The 17,120-nt window shown below is 57.5% G+C and carries 16 protein-coding genes; 8 read left to right on the forward strand and 8 right to left on the reverse strand.

From position 1 onward, the window contains the following. Positions 1-2: 2 nt before the first annotated feature. Positions 3-1,589 (reverse strand): glycogen synthase GlgA, encoded by a 1,587-nt coding sequence (gene glgA, locus ACWKWM_RS02605; RefSeq protein ID WP_483844620.1) that lies wholly within the window; start codon positions 1,587-1,589, stop codon positions 3-5. 604 nt (positions 1,590-2,193) lie between these two features. Here glgA and ACWKWM_RS02610 point away from each other — a divergent pair. Both ACWKWM_RS02610 and ACWKWM_RS02615 read left to right on the forward strand, forming a co-directional pair. Further along, positions 2,194-2,685, forward strand: a complete 492-nt coding sequence (locus ACWKWM_RS02610; RefSeq protein ID WP_483844621.1) for a GNAT family N-acetyltransferase — start codon at positions 2,194-2,196, stop codon at positions 2,683-2,685. A 451-nt stretch (positions 2,686-3,136) separates the two neighbouring features. Then, positions 3,137-4,690, forward strand: a complete 1,554-nt coding sequence (locus tag ACWKWM_RS02615) for a TerC family protein (RefSeq protein ID WP_483844622.1) — start codon at positions 3,137-3,139, stop codon at positions 4,688-4,690. 335 nt (positions 4,691-5,025) lie between these two features. On the opposite strand, the gene ACWKWM_RS02620 is transcribed toward ACWKWM_RS02615, so the two are convergent. Both ACWKWM_RS02620 and ACWKWM_RS02625 read right to left on the reverse strand, forming a co-directional pair. Beyond that, the gene (locus tag ACWKWM_RS02620; protein WP_483844623.1) at positions 5,026-6,771 is read right to left on the reverse strand and encodes a phosphoethanolamine transferase CptA; all 1,746 of its coding nucleotides are present in this window, start codon (positions 6,769-6,771) and stop codon (positions 5,026-5,028) included. 358 nt (positions 6,772-7,129) lie between these two features. Next, positions 7,130-7,300 (reverse strand): DUF6026 family protein, encoded by a 171-nt coding sequence (locus tag ACWKWM_RS02625; RefSeq protein ID WP_483844624.1) that lies wholly within the window; start codon positions 7,298-7,300, stop codon positions 7,130-7,132. A 303-nt stretch (positions 7,301-7,603) separates the two neighbouring features. Here ACWKWM_RS02625 and gnd point away from each other — a divergent pair, with 303 nt between their 5' ends. The 4 genes from gnd (at position 7,604) to ACWKWM_RS02645 (ending at position 12,900) form a co-directional block, all read left to right on the forward strand. Next, entirely contained in the window at positions 7,604-8,617 is a 1,014-nt protein-coding gene (gnd, locus tag ACWKWM_RS02630; protein ID WP_483844970.1) for a phosphogluconate dehydrogenase (NAD(+)-dependent, decarboxylating), read from the forward strand. Then, positions 8,617-10,152, forward strand: a complete 1,536-nt coding sequence (zwf, locus tag ACWKWM_RS02635) for a glucose-6-phosphate dehydrogenase (protein ID WP_483844625.1) — start codon at positions 8,617-8,619, stop codon at positions 10,150-10,152. Before gnd ends, zwf begins: the two co-directional genes overlap by 1 nt. Then, the gene (locus ACWKWM_RS02640; protein ID WP_483844626.1) at positions 10,149-10,967 is read left to right on the forward strand and encodes an HAD family hydrolase; all 819 of its coding nucleotides are present in this window, start codon (positions 10,149-10,151) and stop codon (positions 10,965-10,967) included. Before zwf ends, ACWKWM_RS02640 begins: the two co-directional genes overlap by 4 nt. 124 nt (positions 10,968-11,091) lie before the next feature. Then, the gene (locus tag ACWKWM_RS02645) at positions 11,092-12,900 is read left to right on the forward strand and encodes a glycoside hydrolase family 15 protein (RefSeq protein WP_483844627.1); all 1,809 of its coding nucleotides are present in this window, start codon (positions 11,092-11,094) and stop codon (positions 12,898-12,900) included. A 558-nt stretch (positions 12,901-13,458) separates the two neighbouring features. Here the strand turns inward: ACWKWM_RS02645 and alkB are convergent. The 3 genes from alkB to ACWKWM_RS02660 form a co-directional block, all read right to left on the reverse strand. Next, complete coding sequence (gene alkB / locus ACWKWM_RS02650; RefSeq protein ID WP_483844971.1) at positions 13,459-14,136, reverse strand: DNA oxidative demethylase AlkB; 678 nt, start codon at positions 14,134-14,136, stop codon at positions 13,459-13,461. A 36-nt stretch (positions 14,137-14,172) separates the two neighbouring features. Continuing rightward, entirely contained in the window at positions 14,173-14,352 is a 180-nt protein-coding gene (locus ACWKWM_RS02655; protein ID WP_483844628.1) for a hypothetical protein, read from the reverse strand. A gap of 64 nt (positions 14,353-14,416) precedes the next feature. Beyond that, the gene (locus tag ACWKWM_RS02660; protein ID WP_483844629.1) at positions 14,417-14,722 is read right to left on the reverse strand and encodes a DUF1883 domain-containing protein; all 306 of its coding nucleotides are present in this window, start codon (positions 14,720-14,722) and stop codon (positions 14,417-14,419) included. Positions 14,723-14,891: 169 nt separating this feature from the next. Between ACWKWM_RS02660 and ACWKWM_RS02665 the strand changes: the two genes are divergently transcribed. After that, entirely contained in the window at positions 14,892-15,251 is a 360-nt protein-coding gene (locus tag ACWKWM_RS02665; RefSeq protein ID WP_483844630.1) for a hypothetical protein, read from the forward strand. Between the two features lie 6 nt (positions 15,252-15,257). Here the strand turns inward: ACWKWM_RS02665 and ACWKWM_RS02670 are convergent, their stop codons facing one another. Beyond that, positions 15,258-15,539 carry a hypothetical protein gene (locus tag ACWKWM_RS02670; RefSeq protein ID WP_483844631.1) on the reverse strand — a complete coding sequence of 94 codons (282 nt, stop codon included), beginning with the start codon at positions 15,537-15,539 and terminating at the stop codon, positions 15,258-15,260. Between the two features lie 126 nt (positions 15,540-15,665). Further along, a complete protein-coding gene (locus tag ACWKWM_RS02675; protein WP_483844632.1) occupies positions 15,666-15,851 on the reverse strand; it encodes a hypothetical protein in 186 nt (61 codons plus the stop codon). Positions 15,852-16,165: 314 nt separating this feature from the next. Here ACWKWM_RS02675 and galU point away from each other — a divergent pair, with 314 nt between their 5' ends. After that, a complete protein-coding gene (galU, locus tag ACWKWM_RS02680; protein WP_483844633.1) occupies positions 16,166-16,996 on the forward strand; it encodes a UTP--glucose-1-phosphate uridylyltransferase GalU in 831 nt (276 codons plus the stop codon). Positions 16,997-17,120: the final 124 nt, after the last annotated feature.

A 17,120-nucleotide genomic window follows, 5' to 3' on the forward strand; every position in this document is an offset into this window, starting at 1 on the left:
AATCAGTACTGCAGCGACACACCCACGTTCTTTTTCAGAAGTTCCTGATACAAATCGGCGTACGGTTCTACGGCCTTATGCCAGTCGAACGGGGCAGCCATGGCGCGGCAGCGCATGGCGTTGAGCAACTGCGGATTGGCGAAGACCTTGAACGCTCGCGTCAGGGCTTCGGCGTAACTTTCTACGGTGGACTCATCGAACAGAAAACCAGTGCAACCGTCTTCGATCGTGTCAGCAAGGCCGCCGGTATTGCGCGCCACTGGCAACGATCCGAAGCGTTGGGCGTACATCTGGCTCAGGCCGCAAGGCTCGTAGCGCGAAGGCATCAACAAGAAATCACTGCCGGCGAACATGCGGCGGGCGTCGGTTTCGTTGAAACCCACACGAACGCTGATCTGACCGGGAAACTTCGCCGCCAGATCACGCATGGCGTCTTCTTCATCCGGCTCGCCACGACCGATGATCGCGATCTGCCCACCGTTGTTGACGATGTGCTCGGCAACGCCAATGGTCAGGTCCAGACCCTTTTGATAAACCAGTCGGGAGACCACAGCGAATAGAGGGCCCGACGATGGCTCGAGTTCAAAGAGTTCGCGCACGTAGTCGGCATTGATCTCTTTGCGCGTCCATTCGTTGGGGGCAAAGCGGCAAATCAGATGCTCGTCGGTGGACGCGTCCCAGCTTTCGTCGATGCCGTTAGGGATGCCGCTGAGCTTGCCGGTTTCTAACTTGCTCTGCAGAAAACCTTCCAGCCCGCAACCGAAGTCAGCGGTTGTAATTTCTTTGGCGTAGGTCGCACTGACAGTCGTGATGTGGCTGGCGTAGGCCATGCCGGCCTTGATGAAGGAGAGCTTTCCGTAAAACTCCATGCCGTCCGGGCCGAGCGCTGAATCGGGAATACCCAGCTCGCGGCTCGACGCCGTGCTGACAAATCCTTGATACGCCAGGTTGTGAATGGTGAAAATGCTCGGCGTTGTCTGCCCGCGCCACTTCATATAGGCGGGCGCCAATCCGGCTGGCCAGTCATGGGCATGAACCAGCTCAGGGCACCATTGGGTCTTCACGGCACCGGCTGCAAAGTCGGCGGCGGCCAAGCCAAGGCGCGCGAAACGAATATGGTTGTCCGACCAGTCCCGGCCGTGATTGTCGCCATAGGGCGTGCCTTCACGTTCGTACAGCTCAGGGCAGATCAGCACATAAATGACCAGCCCGTCTTTCATGTCCATACGGCCGATCTTGCAGGGTGGCAGGGCGGCGTGGCCACTGAGTTCACTGATGATGTAAATCGGGTTTCCGCTATTGATGACCTGTGGGTAGCCGGGAATCAGCACGCGTACATCATGGAGGTGGCGCATGGCGCGCGGCAGTGCAGCAGACACATCGCCCAGACCGCCGGTTTTCACCAGATCGGCCATTTCCGATGTCACGAACAGGACTTTCTTCCGATTCGCCATCGACATGCCTGGTTGTACAGGCGGCAGTTGCAGCAGTGGAACGCTCGTCGTTGCGAAGACCGGCAGATGGGTCAGCTCGCTGGCCGGCTGATTAAAACTCTCTCCCTTCTGGGTTTTGACAGCGGCACTAATCATCGTTTTCTCCCAATCGATACAGTGTTGATACAGCACTTGAGCAGTTGAAGGCCATGTCCTATGGCCAGGCACAAAAGATCTACGCAAGATCGATACCCACTTACCGACTGCATAGTGACAGGACAGGGTAATAGAGGCCTCTGCTCGGACTTGAGCCAATAGCATAGGCGCTGTAACTACCTGACCCGGCGGAATTTCATAAGTTTCGACTATTTTTCTCGGAAATGTCTGGCCTGCGGCATAGCCGCCATTTGTAGGACGCAATCCGTCGCAGTTTCTCCTCTGAATGGTCCGTGCTTGCCCCCGGTTAGAGCAGCGAGAGACTGGCATTTACGCGGCGACCGTTGGTCGGATTGTTCGACAATCAAAACTGCGGGCCTGGGTTTGCACAATGTCCAGCGTTAAGTGTGCTCAGGAAAAAACTAAAACCTGCACAGCGCCAGTTATCGGTGCGTGCCTGTCCCAAATCTTGGGCGCTCAAAGACGTTTCCTACATATCTCGCGGACCATTTTCGCGCGAGGCACGTTAGAATCTTTGCCCTGCGGCACGTTGGCCTTAGTGGCACCAGCGTCGCCTGAATGCCCCGAGTTGTAGAGGATGGAAATGGAAACCCCAGAGGTCCTGGTACTTCAAGCCAGCTACACCAATCCGGTTCACGCGCAAGCCATCGGATTCTTACTCAATCAATACGCTGAAGATGTCATGGGTGGCGGCGAATCGCTCTCCATGGACACCCGCCAGCAACTGGCGCTGGAGCTGGCCAAACGGCCCCACGCTTTCAGTGTCCTGGCCTTCGTTTCCGGGGAGCCCGTTGGGCTGGTCAACTGTTTCGAAGGTTTCTCGACTTTTGCCTGTCGCCCCTTGGTCAACGTTCATGACGTGGCGGTCATCGCTCCTTATAGAGGACGCGGCATCAGCCAGAAAATGCTGATGAAGGTCGAAGAAATTGCCCGTCAGCGCGGCTGCTGCAAGATCACTCTCGAAGTGCTGGAGGGTAACGAGGTTGCCCAGGGCGCTTATCGCAAACTGGGTTTCGCCGATTACACCCTTGACCCGAAGATGGGCAGGGCCTTGTTCTGGCAGAAAGCCTTGTAGTTCCGTTTGCCGTGTCTCTGTAGGAGTTTGCTGTAGGAGCCAACGTGTTGGCGAGGCGGTCAGTGCGGTAAGACTGAACAGGTGCATCGCGAACAAGTTCGCTCCTACAGATTTGAATCCGTCCCCGCGTAGTAACGCCCATGAAGTTGAATCGCTGCTGCTCGGGCAACACCTTCATAAGAATTTGTAACAGTTCTGCGCTGTAGGTTTTTTCAGCTGCAGAGGTAGGATCGCGTCCCGTATTGAATTCTGGACACCCATGTCACTTTCACTGGAACCTCCCAGTTGCCCATTCCATTCGCTGAATGGCACTCGCATCCTGTTTTTCCACCGTCGCACCGCCAACACACCTGCTTTCCCTACTGAATCGCTCAATCACAGCCCGCTTCACAGTGCGCTGGGTTTTGCTGCGCTCGATGTTTCCTTTTTCTTTATTCAGGAAGCCTGACCCATGGAATGGATTGCTGACCCCACGGCCTGGCTCGGCCTGCTGACGTTGATCGTGCTGGAACTGGTATTGGGCATCGACAACCTGGTGTTCATCGCGATTCTGGCGGACAAACTACCGCCCGAGCAGCGCGACCGTGCGCGCGTCATCGGCTTGTCGCTGGCACTGATCATGCGCCTGGGTTTGTTGGCGAGTATCTCGTGGATGGTCACCCTGACCGAGCCGTTGATTGAGGTCTTCGGCAAGAGTTTCTCAGGCCGCGACCTGATCATGTTGTTCGGTGGCGTGTTTCTGTTGTTCAAGGCCACTATGGAGTTGCACGAGCGGCTCGAAGGCCATGTGGCGCAAAAGACTGGCATTACGACCTACGCGCTGTTCTGGCCCATCGTGGCTCAGATTGTGGTGCTCGATGCCGTGTTCTCGCTGGACGCTGTCATCACGGCGGTGGGTATGGTCGAGCACTTGTCGGTGATGATGATCGCGGTGGTGTTCTCCATCGGCATCATGATTATCGCCAGCAAACCGCTGACTAATTTCGTCAACGCGCACCCGACCGTGATCATGCTGTGTCTGGGCTTTTTGATGATGATCGGCTTCAGTCTCACGGCCGATGGCCTGGGTTTCCACATTCCCAAGGGCTATCTGTATGCGGCGATCGGCTTCTCGATTCTGATCGAGCTCTTCAACCAAGTGGCCAGGTCTCGCCGCAAGCGTCATCACAAGGGTAGCCTGCCACTGCGTGAGCGTACGGCGCATGCGGTGTTGCGTCTGCTGGGCGGGCGCAGGCCCGGCGCCGATGAAGTAGGTGACGAGATCGCCGACATGCTCGAAGGCGACGCCGATCAAGTGGTCTTCGACCGACGCGAACGGGTGATGATCAGCGGCGTTCTGCAGTTGGCCGAGCGACCTATTCGCTCGATCATGACGGTGCGTAACGACATCGATTGCATTGATCTGGCAGATGATCCTGAGACGGTTCGTCAGCAATTGATGAGCTCGTCCTATTCCCGCCTGCCGATCATTCGCGCCGGTCGTATCGAGGAACCGCTGGGCTTTCTGCACAAGAAAGAACTGCTGAACCAGATGCTGGCGGGCAACCAGCCGAACATCGAGCATTTGTCGCGAAACGCGATCAACCTGCTGGACAGTTTTTCGATCCTCAACGCACTGGAACAGATGCGCAGCGAATCGACGCACGTCGCGTTCGTGGTCAATGAGTTTGGCGACTTCACCGGCATGCTGACCATGACCGACATTCTGGAATCCATCGCGGGCGAGCTGCCCGATGCCAGCGAAATCGAGGGGCCGGATCTGGTGGAAGAGGGCGATAGCGTCTTGGTCAATGCCGCCATGAACCTCAATCACCTGCGTGAACGCACCGGCTTCAAGGCCAGCGCCACCGAGGATTACCAGACGCTGGCCGGTATGGTGGTGAGTATGCTGGACCGCTTGCCCGTGATCGGTGATGAGTTGCAGGCTCAGGGCTGGACGATGAAAGTGGTCGAAGTGCGCGAACGACGGGTGACGCGGGTGTTGTTGCGTAAACCCACGGTGTAGCCCTGACGACAATCACTGCTGGGGCCAGGCTCGCCCTCGAAGCTTGCGATGAGGTGAGCCTGGTGTACCGCTTGGCAGCTTCGCGGGCAAGCCTCGCTCCAACGGGATTAGCGTCGATCCAACAAAAAAAAGGCCTGCATTGCGCAGGCCTTTTCGCGTCAGCCCTCCGGACAGAATCAAAAGCGGACCTTCACTGATCGATCAACTGATGACGTATGAAATCCGTGGGAGCGGACCTGTCCGCGAAGGCTGACGGTCAGGCGGAGCTTGGACGGCGAGAAAAACCCATAAAAAAGGCCTGCAGTGCGCAGGCCTTTTTGTGTATCGGGGAGCGGTTATTTTTGTGCCATTTCTGGAGCGACAGCGGCCTGGCTGGCAGGCTTTTCCATCTGCGCGAAGTCACTCAAGCCCTTCTGCGCGTATGGGTCTCCGATCAGGCGCGGACGTTCCTTGAAGTCGAAGCTGACCAGACTCTTGGTGGTGTCCAGTTCATCGAAACTCAGTCCGGCCAGTTGCGACCAGGTGTGGATCAGATTGGAGCTGGTGTAAGGCCGGTTCTTGATGCTGTCGAAATTCCAGTCGTGGGTTTCTTTCCACTTGGGCGAGGCATACGCAATGAACGGTACCGTGTACATCGGGATCGTCGGTTTGGCTTCGTTGCGACCCAGCACGTTACGGCCCGGCGAGTCATAGACGTCTTCGCCATGGTCCGAGAGGTACAACAAAAAGCCATTAGGGTCGGCCTTGCTGTAAGTCTTGATCAGGCTGGACACCACGAAATCGTTGTACAGCACGGCGTTGTCGTAACTGTTGTACAGCCCGAGCTTGCTGTCATCGATGTCCGCCGGGACGCCATCACGGCCGGTGAATTTTTCAAACGCTGGCGGATAGCGGTATTGATAAGCCATGTGCGTACCCAACAGATGCACAACGATCAGCTTGCGCGGTGCGGCATCGCCCAGGGCCTTGGCGAACGGCTCGACTACGTCACCGTCGTACTGACGCGCGTTCTGGTTGCGGTTGTTGTTCAGATACACCTGCTCGTCAGCCTGTTCGGAGAAGGTCGTAAGCATGGTGTTGCGCTTGGTCATGGTTTGCTGGTTGGTAATCCAGAACGTCTTGTAACCGGCCTGTTTCATCACGCTGACAATGGAAGGCGTTTTCAGGTAAAGGTCCGGGTTTTCCTCGTCCGCGAACGTCAGCACCTGTTGCAGCGCCTCGATGGTGTACGGACGGGGCGTGATCACGTTGTTGAACACTTGCAGCTGGTCTTTGAGCTGGTCCAGGTTCGGCGTGGTGTCGCGCGGATAGCCGTATAAATGCATGCGTTGACGATTGGTCGATTCACCAATCACCAACACCAGAGTGGTCGGCAGATCAGCCTGCTGATTTTTGAGGTTCTTCAGCGGCGCGATGTTGCTGCTACTGGTGAGCATGTCCTGCATGCCGTCCAGTTGCTGGGTGTAGCGGTGGTACGCCACCAGCATTTGCCATGGCACTGCGGGCTCGATCCGCGATTCGAAGGCTTCGAAGCCAGAAGCGACGTCGTCATGCCGGGCCATCTGTTTAGCCAGCGGATAACCGATGATCGCCACCAGCAATGCGGTCGCCACTACCCAGGCGCGGCCACGGGGCAGGTAAACCGGGCGCAATCGGGTCCAGAGAAAGATCGAGAACGCGGTGTGGGCGATGAACGCCAGCACGATCCACCAGGCAAAGTATTGAGTCATGTACTCGCCGGCTTCGGACACGTTCGATTCGAACATGATGAAGATGACGCTCTGGGAAAACTCTTGCTGGTAAATAAAGAAGTAACCCAGGCTGGCCATGGAGCAGGCCCACAACACGATGCCGATCACCGCTGCCATGGCGCGGGTCTTTTTCGGGAACAGCAACATCGGCGCCAGCCAGATGCCACTCATCACGAACGCCTGCCGAAAGCCTGCGAAGCCCGAGGTGTCGGTCAATTGAATGAGTAATTGGGTGATGCCCGAGAAGTACCAGAAGAATACAAACAGCCAGGCCAGACCGGCCCAGTCAAACCCGCTCGGAGTTTTAGCACTCCGTTTCAAAATTGCCATCAGGCGCTCCACGACAGATATCTTCAAGCGACCTATTCAATTGCGCCGGGCATACGGCACTTCACATCCGATGTGTATCGAAATCAGTCAGTTGCGTTACAAAGGCGCGGAGTATGTGGCGCAGAAAGTGAAAAAACTGTCATACACAGGTCGGCAAAACGTTGGGGCGCTCTAAAGCGGGGGGTCTGGAACGGGCGGGAACGTTGCAAGATGTTACAGGTCGGATAATCGGACGAATTCGGTCACAATCCCGGATGGTTCGAGATCGCTTTCATGCCGTTTCAGGGGGGGCGATGGGGGCAAGCCAGCTGATCGGGCCTGCCACGGGATGTGCAATCAAACGTTAACTCGTGGGGTGTCAGGCTTGCAGCGCGTTGGGGCCTGAGGTGTGAGTCTGTTGCAACAGCAAGGTCAGGTTCTCGACCTTCTTTTGCAGCATTGCCCGGTCTTCCTTAAGCTGGCGCAGCTCGTCGCGGCGGACGGATACATAAAGCGTCTGTGGCGCGAGTACGGGCAGGACTGAATTCATGGCTCACCTCGAGGAGGGCAGGTCTACTTTCGGAAGGTTCGAGCAATGACTTTCGCTACCCGGATTGTCCATGCTCCTACCTCTATCGGCGCGGATTCTGATTTCTTTTGTTTGAAAAAGGAACTTTTTTATTTTTAATTGTCGCGAACGTTTCTTGATCGCGAAAACGGGCGTCTTGAGGCAGTCTTAACGTCAGAAAGCGCAGGCGTGACGCTCAGATGTCGATAGACATGAAACTATTTTCACCCGGAAACCTTCATCTGCCTCTCCGGACTAACCCTACAAGCAGCACGGGGCTATAAACTGAGGCACCTTTTTACGAATAAGGAGCACCTCTACATGCAACTCGGGATTGTTGGACTAGGCCGCATGGGCGGCAACATCGCACGTCGACTGATGCTCAATGGCCACACCACGGTGGTCTATGATCGCGATGAGCAGTCTCGCACCGTGCTCGCGAACGAGGGCTCCACGCCCGCCAACGACCTTGCGTCCCTGGTGGCTGCCCTGGAAAAACCTCGTGCCGTCTGGGTCATGTTGCCCGCTGGCGCGCCGACCGAAGACACCATCAATACGCTCAGCGAACTGCTCGATGCCGATGACGTGATCATCGACGGCGGCAACACCTTCTATAAAGACGACATCCGTCGCTCCGTGGCACTCAAGGACAAACAACTGCACTACGTCGACGTCGGCACCTCCGGCGGCGTCTGGGGCCTTGAGCGCGGCTATTGCATGATGATCGGCGGCGAGACCGAAGTAGTCGAGCGTCTGGACCCTCTGTTCAAAACCCTCGCACCGGGTATCGGCACTATCCCCCGCACCGTTGATCGCGCCAAGGATGCTGATCCGCGCGCCGAGCAGGGCTACATCCACGCAGGTCCGCCGGGCGCCGGTCACTTCGTGAAGATGATCCACAACGGCATCGAGTACGGAATGATGCAGGCTTTCGCCGAAGGCTTCGACATCCTCAAGACCAAGAACTCCGAGAACTTGCCCGCAGAGCAGCGTTTCGACCTGAACATGGGCGATATCGCCGAAGTCTGGCGTCGCGGCAGCGTGGTGTCTTCCTGGCTGCTGGACCTGACCGCCGATGCCCTGGCGACCGATCCTCAGCTCAACGCGTATTCAGGCTCCGTGGCCGACAGTGGCGAAGGCCGCTGGACCATTGAAGCCGCCATGGAGCAAGCAGTACCGGTGCCGGTACTGTCCAGCTCATTGTTTGCCCGCTTCCGCTCCCGTCAACAAAGCACGTACGGTGACAAGATGTTGTCTGCCATGCGTTTCGGTTTTGGTGGTCATAAGGAACCAAAATAATGGGTTTATCCCGAAGCAAGCACAAAGCCAAGGTTGCGCCGTCCACAACGTTGTTTCTGTTCGGTGCTCACGGGGATCTGGTCAAGCGGTTGCTGATGCCGGCGTTGTACAACCTGACCCGCGACGGTCTGGTGGGCAACGATCTGCACATCGTTGGCGTTGATCACAACGCCATCAGCGACGCCGATTTCGCCAAGAAGCTTGAAGACTTCATTCGCCAGGAGGCGGCCAGCAAGGTCGCCGAAGGTGGGAAAGAGCCGCTGGACCCTGCGTTATGGGGCAGTCTGGCCGAGCGCATCACCTACATCCAGGGTGATTTTCTCGACGACTCCACCTACACCGACATCGCTGCCAAGATCGAGAGCACGGGCACCAAAAATGCCGTGTTCTATCTGGCGACCGCGCCGCGCTTCTTTGCTGAAGTCACCAAGCGTCTGGGCTCGTCGGGTTTGATGGTCGAGGGCGAAGGCGACGGCGCTGAATACTTCCGCCGCGTGGTCATCGAAAAACCGTTTGGCCACGACTTGCCCAGCGCAGTCGCGCTCAACAGCTGCCTGCTCAAAGCGATGACGGAAAAGCAGATTTACCGGATCGACCATTATCTGGGCAAGGAAACCGTTCAGAACATTCTGGTCAGCCGTTTTTCCAACGGCCTGTTCGAGTCGTTCTGGAACAACCATTACATCGATCACGTGCAGATCACCGCCGCTGAAACCGTCGGCGTCGAAACCCGTGGCAGTTTTTACGAAACTACTGGCGCGCTGCGGGACATGGTCCCCAACCACCTGTTCCAGTTACTGGCGATGGTTGCCATGGAACCGCCGGCCGCTTTTGGCGCCGATGCCGTGCGCGGTGAGAAGGCCAAAGTAGTTGGCGCGATTCGTCCTTGGTCCGAAATGGAAGCGCTGGCCAACTCGGTGCGTGGCCAATACACCGAGAGCAACATCGGCGGCAAGAGTGTTCCCGGTTATCGCGAGGAAGACCGCGTAGCGCCGGACAGCACCACCGAAACCTACGTAGCGCTTAAGGTCATGATCGACAACTGGCGTTGGGTCGGCGTGCCGTTCTACCTGCGCACTGGCAAGCGCATGAGCGTGCGTGACACCGAAATCGCCATCTGCTTCAAGCCGGCGCCGTATGCCCAGTTCCGCGATACCGATGTTGATCGTGTCGCGCCTAACTTCCTGAAGATCCAGATCCAGCCCGACGAAGGCATGTGGTTCGATCTGCAGGCGAAAAAACCTGGCCCGACCTTGGACACCCAGACCATCGAAATGGGTTTCGCCTACAAGGACTTCTTCGAAATGCAGCCGTCGACCGGGTATGAAACCCTGATTTACGACTGTATGACGGGCGATCAGACGTTGTTCCAGCGCGCCGACAACATCGAGAATGGTTGGCGCGCGGTTCAGCCCTTCATCGACGCCTGGGCGAAGGATCCGCGTGTCGAAACCTACCAGGCCGGCGAAGATGGCCCCGCAGCGGCGGATGAATTGCTCGCGCGCGACGGTCACAGCTGGCAGCGATTGGGATGAGTGGCTCAACGCAACCCCTCATCCAGTTCATGCTGTCGGATATCGACGGCACGCTGCTACGCCCCGACCACAGCCTGAGTCAGGCCAACATCGATGCCATCGGTCAACTGCGCGAGGCGGGGATTCATTTCTCCGTCGCCAGCAGCCGGCCGCCCCGGGCCATGCGTCAGCAGATCGAAGCGCTGGGCATTGACCTGCCCACCGTTGCGTTCAACGGCGCCAACATCATCAATCCCGATGGCAGTTTGTTGAAGGCTCACCGCATTGATCCGGTGGCGGCGCGCACCAGCCTTGCGCTGTTCGCCGAGCACCCGGTCGCGGCCTGGGTTTTTGCCGATGATCAGTGGCTGTTGCTCGACCCGGAAGGCGATTACGTCGACCACGAGCGCAACACGCTGGGCTATGACTTCAAGCACGTCGACAGCTTCGAGCCTTATCTGGAACGGGTCGACAAGATCGTCGCCGCCAGCAAGGATTTCGAGTTGCTCAAGCGTCTCGAACTCCAGCTCAATCCGCTGATCGTCGACCACGCACGGGCAGCGCGTTCGCAGTCGTATTACCTGGACGTGACGGCGCTGGATGCCAACAAGGGCACGGCGCTCATCACGTTGGCCCAAGCGCTAGGGGTGCCGTTGGCGCAAACGGCGGCGATCGGCGATGCGGGTAATGACGTAGCGATGTTTCTCAAGGCTGGGCTGTCGATTGCCATGGGCCAGGCAGAAACAGCGGTCAAGACCCAAGCCAATTACGTCACCGGCAGCAATCTGGAAGACGGTGTGGCGATGGCGATCGAGCAGTACATTTTGCCGAGGTAATCATGTTGTCTGTAGGAGCCAACTTGTTGGCGAGCAGTTATCGTGTTGAGACAAGTTAACCGTCTCGCGAACAAGTTCGCTCCTACGGCAGGTGCGTTGCATTCAAAAGAGGGATGTTCGTCCCATGGCGGTATTGATCGAAGATTACGCGCTGCTCGGCAATTGCCGGACTGCGGCACTTGTTTCTCGTGACGGTTCTCTGGACTGGCTGTGTTTTCCCCGTTTCGACGCCCCGGCCTGCTTCGCAGCGCTGCTGGGTGACACTGATAACGGACGCTGGAAAATCGCTCCGCTGGACCCCACCACAAAAGTCCAGCGCACCTACCGCGCCGGCACGCTGATTCTTGAAACGCTTTTCACCACCGAAACCGGCAGCGCGCTGCTCATCGACTTCATGCCCATGGATGTCGACAACAGCGTCGTACGCATCGTGGTCGGTCTGGAAGGTTGGGTCGATTTCGGCATGGACCTGTCCATTCGCTTCGATTACGGCAGCACAGTGCCGTGGGTCGAAACTCGCGACGAACAGACCCTGACAGCCGTGGCGGGGCCGGACATGCTGGTACTGCGCGCGCCCGCAGACCTGCGGCCCAGCGATCACCACACGCAAAGCCGTTTCAGGGTCAAAGGAGGGCAGAGCGGCGCGTTTAATCTGTCCTGGCAGCCTTCTCACGAGAAAATTCGTGACGCGTTCGATGCACAGCAGGCACTGGAACAGACCGAGCAGTTCTGGCTGGAATTTTCTGATCGGTGTCCTGAAGTTGGCCCATGGACGGCTCAGGTGAAACGGTCGTTGATCACCCTGAAGGCCATGACGTTCGCGCCCACGGGTGGCATTGTTGCGGCTGTGACTACCTCATTGCCCGAGCAACTGGGCGGCGAGCGTAACTGGGACTATCGCTTCTGTTGGTTGCGAGACGCGACCATGACGTTGCTGGCGTTCATGAACCTGGGGTATTTCGAGGAGGCCACCGCCTGGCGCAACTGGCTGCTGCGCTCGATTGCCGGGAATCCTGAACAGATCCAGATCATGTACGGGCTGGCCGGTGAGCGGCGCTTGCAGGAATACGAACTGCCGTGGCTTGCCGGTTATGAACAATCACGGCCGGTGCGGGTGGGCAATGGCGCCGCCACGCAAATGCAGCTTGATGTCTATGGCGAGGTGGCCGATGCCATGACCCAGGCAATCAAGAGTGGCTTGCCACGTTTGCCGCGCAGCACTGAAATCCAGAAAGTGATCATGCCGTTTCTGGAAAAAGTCTGGCATCTGCCGGATGCAGGCATCTGGGAAATCCGCTCCGAGCCTCGGCATTTCACCCATTCCAAAGTCATGGCGTGGGTGTCGTTCGATCGCAATGCCGGACTTCTCGCGCAAAGCGACGACGAAGAGGAGCGCGCACGCGGTGTGCATTACCGCGCGGTCGCCGACGAGATTCATGCCGACGTCTGCGCCAATGGCTACGACGCGCAGTTGGGCAGCTTTGTGCAGACCTACGGCTCAAGCGCAGTGGATGCGAGTTTGCTGCAGATTGCGCTGACGGGGTTTTTGCCGATAGACGACCCGCGCGTGGTGGGCACGGTGGCGGAGATCGAGCGCACGTTGATGCAGGACGGTTTGCTACTGCGCTACGACAGTGACCGAAGTGTCGATGGGGTGAGCGGCAGCGAAGGGACCTTTCTGGTGTGTTCGTTCTGGCTGGCGGATGTGTACGTGCTGCTGGGGCGGGAGGAGGAGGCCAGAGATTTGTTCGAGCGCCTTTGCGGGCTGAGTAATGACGTGGGCTTGCTGGCTGAACAATACGACCCGCGCACGAAACGCATGCTCGGTAATTTTCCGCAGGCGTTCAGTCATATCGGCATCATCAACACCGCGCTGAACCTGCATCGCGTGGTGTGCCCGGTGAAGACCCGTGCGACGGCGCAGACTGCTTGAGCCGCTGCCAACCGTTATTCGCGGACAAGCGCTGATCCTGTAGGAGCGAGGCTTGCCCGCGAAGCTTACGCCTCGGTGTACCTGATACTGCGCGTTGCCAGCTTTTGGGGCCGCTTCGCAGCCCATCGTCGGCAAGCCGGACTCCTACGCCCTCCGGGCAGAAGTCGTGGCAATTGCTACAGATCCTGAAGGAGCGAGGCTTGCCCGCGAAGCTTACGCCTCGGTTTACCTGACACTGCGCGTTGCCAGCTTTTGGGGCCGCTTCGCAGCCCATCGTCGGCAAGCCGGACTCCTACGCCCTCCGGGCAGAAGCCATGGCAATTGCTACAGATCCTGAAGGAGCGAGGCTTGCCCGCGAAGCTTACGCCTCGGTTTACCTGACATTGCGCGTTGCCAGCTTTTGGGGCCGCTTCGCAGCCCATCGTCGGCAAGCCGGGCTCCTACGCCCTCCGGGCAGAAGCCATGGCAATTGCTACTGATCCTGTAGGAGCGAGGCTTGCCCGCGAAGGCTGAGTGTTTGGCGACGGAGATCTGTCGGATGTATCAGCCCGGCGATACCTACCGCGCCTTGCGAAAGGTGAAGTTGATGCGCTGCTCGCCCAGCTGAGGATGGCTGGCTTGCTTGATCGGCAACACTCCATGAAAGCGCAGACGATCTTCGCCACCCCAGACCACCACGTCACCATGAAACAGCGGCACTTTTTGCGTCTTGTCACTGCGGGCATCACCACCGAATAGGAACATTGCGGCAATCCCCAGCGACACAGACACCACTGGCCATTGATACCCCCGTTCATCCTTGTCCTGATGCAACGACATTTTCGCGCCGGGAATGTAGCGATTGATCAAACAGGCATCGGGCTCAAAGTCGGGAAAGCCCGCAGCGTCTGCGGCGGTTCGTGCCAGCTCGCGCAGCACTTCAGGCATGTCTGGCCAGGAATGACCGGTCTGCGGGTCGATGCGCGAGTATTGATAGCCGTTACGGTCGGTGGTCCAGCCAAACTCACCGCAACTGCTCAGGCTTGCCGACATGGTGAAGCCACCGGGGGTGATCATCTGGCGAAACGGCGCTTGTTGCAGCACTGATTCCAGAGCCGGTAAAAGACGGTCCATCAACGGCAGGGCAAACCCGCGAAACACGAACGAGCATGGACCGATCTGCTCGGTTGAAGGCGGCTGAGGTGTGTCTTCAGCGAACAGATCGAGGGTGGCGGGCGTATTGCCTTTGTGTTGCATCATCACTTGCACCTGTGGCGCTTGGCCGGTGGCCGCTCAGAGCGCTTTGCTGACTTTGACTTCGGTGATCAAGTCGTCGCTCTGTCCGTGCATTTTTTCCAGAGCGGCTTTGGCCTCTTCTGCCGACGGCGACTGCAGTTGCGCGAATTCGAAGCGGCGTTCGCCATTGAGCTTGTAGCTGATGGCGTATTTCACGGTAGGGCTAGGGGCACTCACAAAAAACTCCTTTCGGGCCGCGTGCAAAGACGAAAAATTCACACAGCCCGGTGTTGAATAGCTATCAGCTCAGGCGCGAGGCAGAGCGGCGAACGATTTTGATCGAATGAGTAAACGTGGTTTTGCGCCCGCCGTTACTGTCCATCTTGCGCCCGGCGGTATCGATGGTGATGTTCCAGAAGCCGCTGCTGGGGACGGCGATTTTTGCCGGAAACGTATCGAACGCGCCGCCGTGGTAAGTGTGACGACCACCATTTTTAAAGCTTCGAAAATTTGCGTCACTCATCAAGCGTATATTGCAGAGCTGCGAGCATTCGATGACGACGAGATCGTCCTCGTTGAGGTGCTCGCGCTGGTGTACGAATTTCATGGATCTCTCCGGAGATAAGACGGTTCTCGAAAACCCGAAACGATAGCACGCAGTCGCTTGGCGGTTGTGGTTGCAAGTGTGTTTTTGCGTTGTTTCTGAACGAATATGCAAACTTTAGGGATTTTTTCGTGCGTCGGCCTGTCGTAAGCACCTTTACTGGAGGGATTGTATGAAACTGGCTGTTGTTATTCTGGCTCTTGCGATGACTGGCTGTGCCACGGTCGCGGATATCGAACACACACCCGCAACAATGAGCGTTATGTCAGGCAAGAACCCTCAAGAATATGCCAATTGTTTTTTGCACAAGATCGCAGATAGTCGCAAGCCTCCACAGGTCGAACCGCGTCATGAAGGGCTGCGCATCATCGTTCCGCAAAAGCTGATTCAGGGCGATCCAGCTGCGATCCTGGACATCGAACCGCGCTCAAGCGGCAGTTCGATCAAAGTCTATGAGCGCATCAGTAATGTACCGATGCGGCCCAAAGATGTTCAGCGCGCGGCCACTGCCTGCATTTCCGGCGAAGCGTGACAGCGCTTACTTGCAGCTGACCAACAGGCTGCGGGTTTTGTAATTTCCCACATCCACGCCCAGAGTCTTGTCGCTTTCTTTGGGCTGGGGAGTGCCGTCGGTGCTGATGATGTTGTAACCGGTGCCGGCGCAGGAGGCATCGGCCTTCTCATAGCAGGCGGCCCATGACATAGCTTCGCCGGAGCAATCGATGCTCAAGCCCTGCTTGCCGTTTTTCATGTAGGTATTTTCAGCGGTTGCGCAGCCGGTGAGGCCCAGTACTGCAATAAGGGACAAAATCTTGGTCATGTTCGAATGCTTCGTGATGAGGGCCGGGAAAAGGTCTTTGACAGCGGTTGTTCGACTGGCAGGCAGTGCCATCGTTCCGGCATCACCGAAATCATTTATGGCATCTGACGTCCCGGCGCTCCAGCGTCAGTTTTTTGGGTCAGAGCGGCGGCGTGGGGCAGGCGTGTCTTCAAACACGGCGGCAACTTCTACGGCCAGGCTCTCGGTAGGAAAAGGCCCGGCGACGGCTTCATCGCCTATCCCGCACACCCACCATTGGTTATCGGAGAGCTTTTTGATCACGTAGCCATTTACAGTTTTTGCGTCCGACATCTATCCGTCTCGATCAGAAAAAAGGCCTCGCATGATAAGGCTCCCAAGTGCGCCTGTCGCCTGATGCGTCAAATCAAGGCGCCCGTTTCCGGTCCCGTGAATATTCCACGGCATCCAGAGGTTGCACGACTATGCTTGCCTGAGTCACCTTCAGCGGGTGAAGCGGTCGGCGGTCGCAAACTCGTTGGTTGCACGGAACTATCCGGCCCTGGATTCCTCTACTATGGCATCGTACGGCCAGTGGTGGGCATTGTGAGGTGACCGCCGCCTGTTTAGACTGCGCCGTAATGCCCCCAGCCCTATCAAGGACTTATATGATCAAGAAATGCTTGTTCCCTGCAGCCGGTTACGGCACTCGCTTTTTGCCAGCGACCAAAGCCATGCCTAAAGAGATGCTGGCAGTTGTTAACAAGCCACTGATCCAATACGGCGTAGAAGAAGCCCTCGCCGCCGGGTTGAACGAAATCTCCATCGTGACCGGCCGCGGCAAGCGCGCGCTGGAAGACCACTTCGATATCAGCTACGAACTCGAGCACCAGATCAAAGGCACCGACAAGGAAAAATACCTGGTCGGTATCCGTAAGCTGATCGATGAGTGCAGCTTCTCTTACACTCGTCAGACCGAAATGAAAGGTCTGGGTCACGCCATCCTCAGTGGTCGTCCGCTGATTGGTAATGAAGCGTTCGCCGTGGTTCTGGCCGATGACTTGTGCGTTAACACCGAAGGCGAAGGCGTGCTGGCGCAGATGGTCAAGCTGCACAAGCACTATGGCTGCTCCATCATCGCGATCCAGGAAGTCGACCCGAACCAAACCAACAAGTACGGCATCATCGCTGGTGAGGAGATCAAGCCGGGTCTGTTCCGTGTGACTAACATGGTCGAGAAACCGAAGCCTGAAGACGCGCCATCCAACCTTGCGATCATCGGCCGCTACATTTTGACGCCGGACATTTTCGAGAAGATCGAGCAGACCGAGCCAGGCAAAGGCGGCGAGATTCAGATCACCGACGCCCTGATGAAACAGGCCCTGGAAGGCAACGTTCTGGCCTACAAATTCAAAGGCCAGCGCTTTGACTGCGGTGGTGCTGCCGGCTACGTAGAAGCCACAAACTTCTGCTTCGAGCACTTTTACAAAGAGCTGTAAGCCTCACTTCATAACAGCTGTGTCGGTTTGTGCCACGCAGCTGTATGTAAGACAAAGCCACCTTCGGGTGGCTTTGTCGTTTCTGTCCTACAGCGCTGACCGACAGCGTTTTAGCGGTTATGCT

The sequence above is a fragment of the Pseudomonas rosaeacicularis genome (assembly GCF_057128745.1).

Excerpts from the sequence above, each read along its gene's own strand:
- glgA (WP_483844620.1), bottom strand. The coding sequence starts at position 1,589 with ATGATTAGTGCCGCTGTCAAAACCCAGAAGGGAGAGAGTTTTAATCAG.
- ACWKWM_RS02610 (WP_483844621.1), top strand. The coding sequence starts at position 2,194 with ATGGAAACCCCAGAGGTCCTGGTACTTCAAGCCAGCTACACCAATCCG.
- ACWKWM_RS02615 (WP_483844622.1), top strand. The coding sequence starts at position 3,137 with ATGGAATGGATTGCTGACCCCACGGCCTGGCTCGGCCTGCTGACGTTG.
- ACWKWM_RS02620 (WP_483844623.1), bottom strand. The coding sequence starts at position 6,771 with ATGGCAATTTTGAAACGGAGTGCTAAAACTCCGAGCGGGTTTGACTGG.
- ACWKWM_RS02625 (WP_483844624.1), bottom strand. The coding sequence starts at position 7,300 with ATGAATTCAGTCCTGCCCGTACTCGCGCCACAGACGCTTTATGTATCC.
- zwf (WP_483844625.1), top strand. The coding sequence starts at position 8,617 with ATGGGTTTATCCCGAAGCAAGCACAAAGCCAAGGTTGCGCCGTCCACA.
- ACWKWM_RS02640 (WP_483844626.1), top strand. The coding sequence starts at position 10,149 with ATGAGTGGCTCAACGCAACCCCTCATCCAGTTCATGCTGTCGGATATC.
- ACWKWM_RS02645 (WP_483844627.1), top strand. The coding sequence starts at position 11,092 with ATGGCGGTATTGATCGAAGATTACGCGCTGCTCGGCAATTGCCGGACT.
- alkB (WP_483844971.1), bottom strand. The coding sequence starts at position 14,136 with ATGCAACACAAAGGCAATACGCCCGCCACCCTCGATCTGTTCGCTGAA.
- ACWKWM_RS02660 (WP_483844629.1), bottom strand. The coding sequence starts at position 14,722 with ATGAAATTCGTACACCAGCGCGAGCACCTCAACGAGGACGATCTCGTC.
- ACWKWM_RS02665 (WP_483844630.1), top strand. The coding sequence starts at position 14,892 with ATGAAACTGGCTGTTGTTATTCTGGCTCTTGCGATGACTGGCTGTGCC.
- ACWKWM_RS02670 (WP_483844631.1), bottom strand. The coding sequence starts at position 15,539 with ATGACCAAGATTTTGTCCCTTATTGCAGTACTGGGCCTCACCGGCTGC.
- ACWKWM_RS02675 (WP_483844632.1), bottom strand. The coding sequence starts at position 15,851 with ATGTCGGACGCAAAAACTGTAAATGGCTACGTGATCAAAAAGCTCTCC.
- galU (WP_483844633.1), top strand. The coding sequence starts at position 16,166 with ATGATCAAGAAATGCTTGTTCCCTGCAGCCGGTTACGGCACTCGCTTT.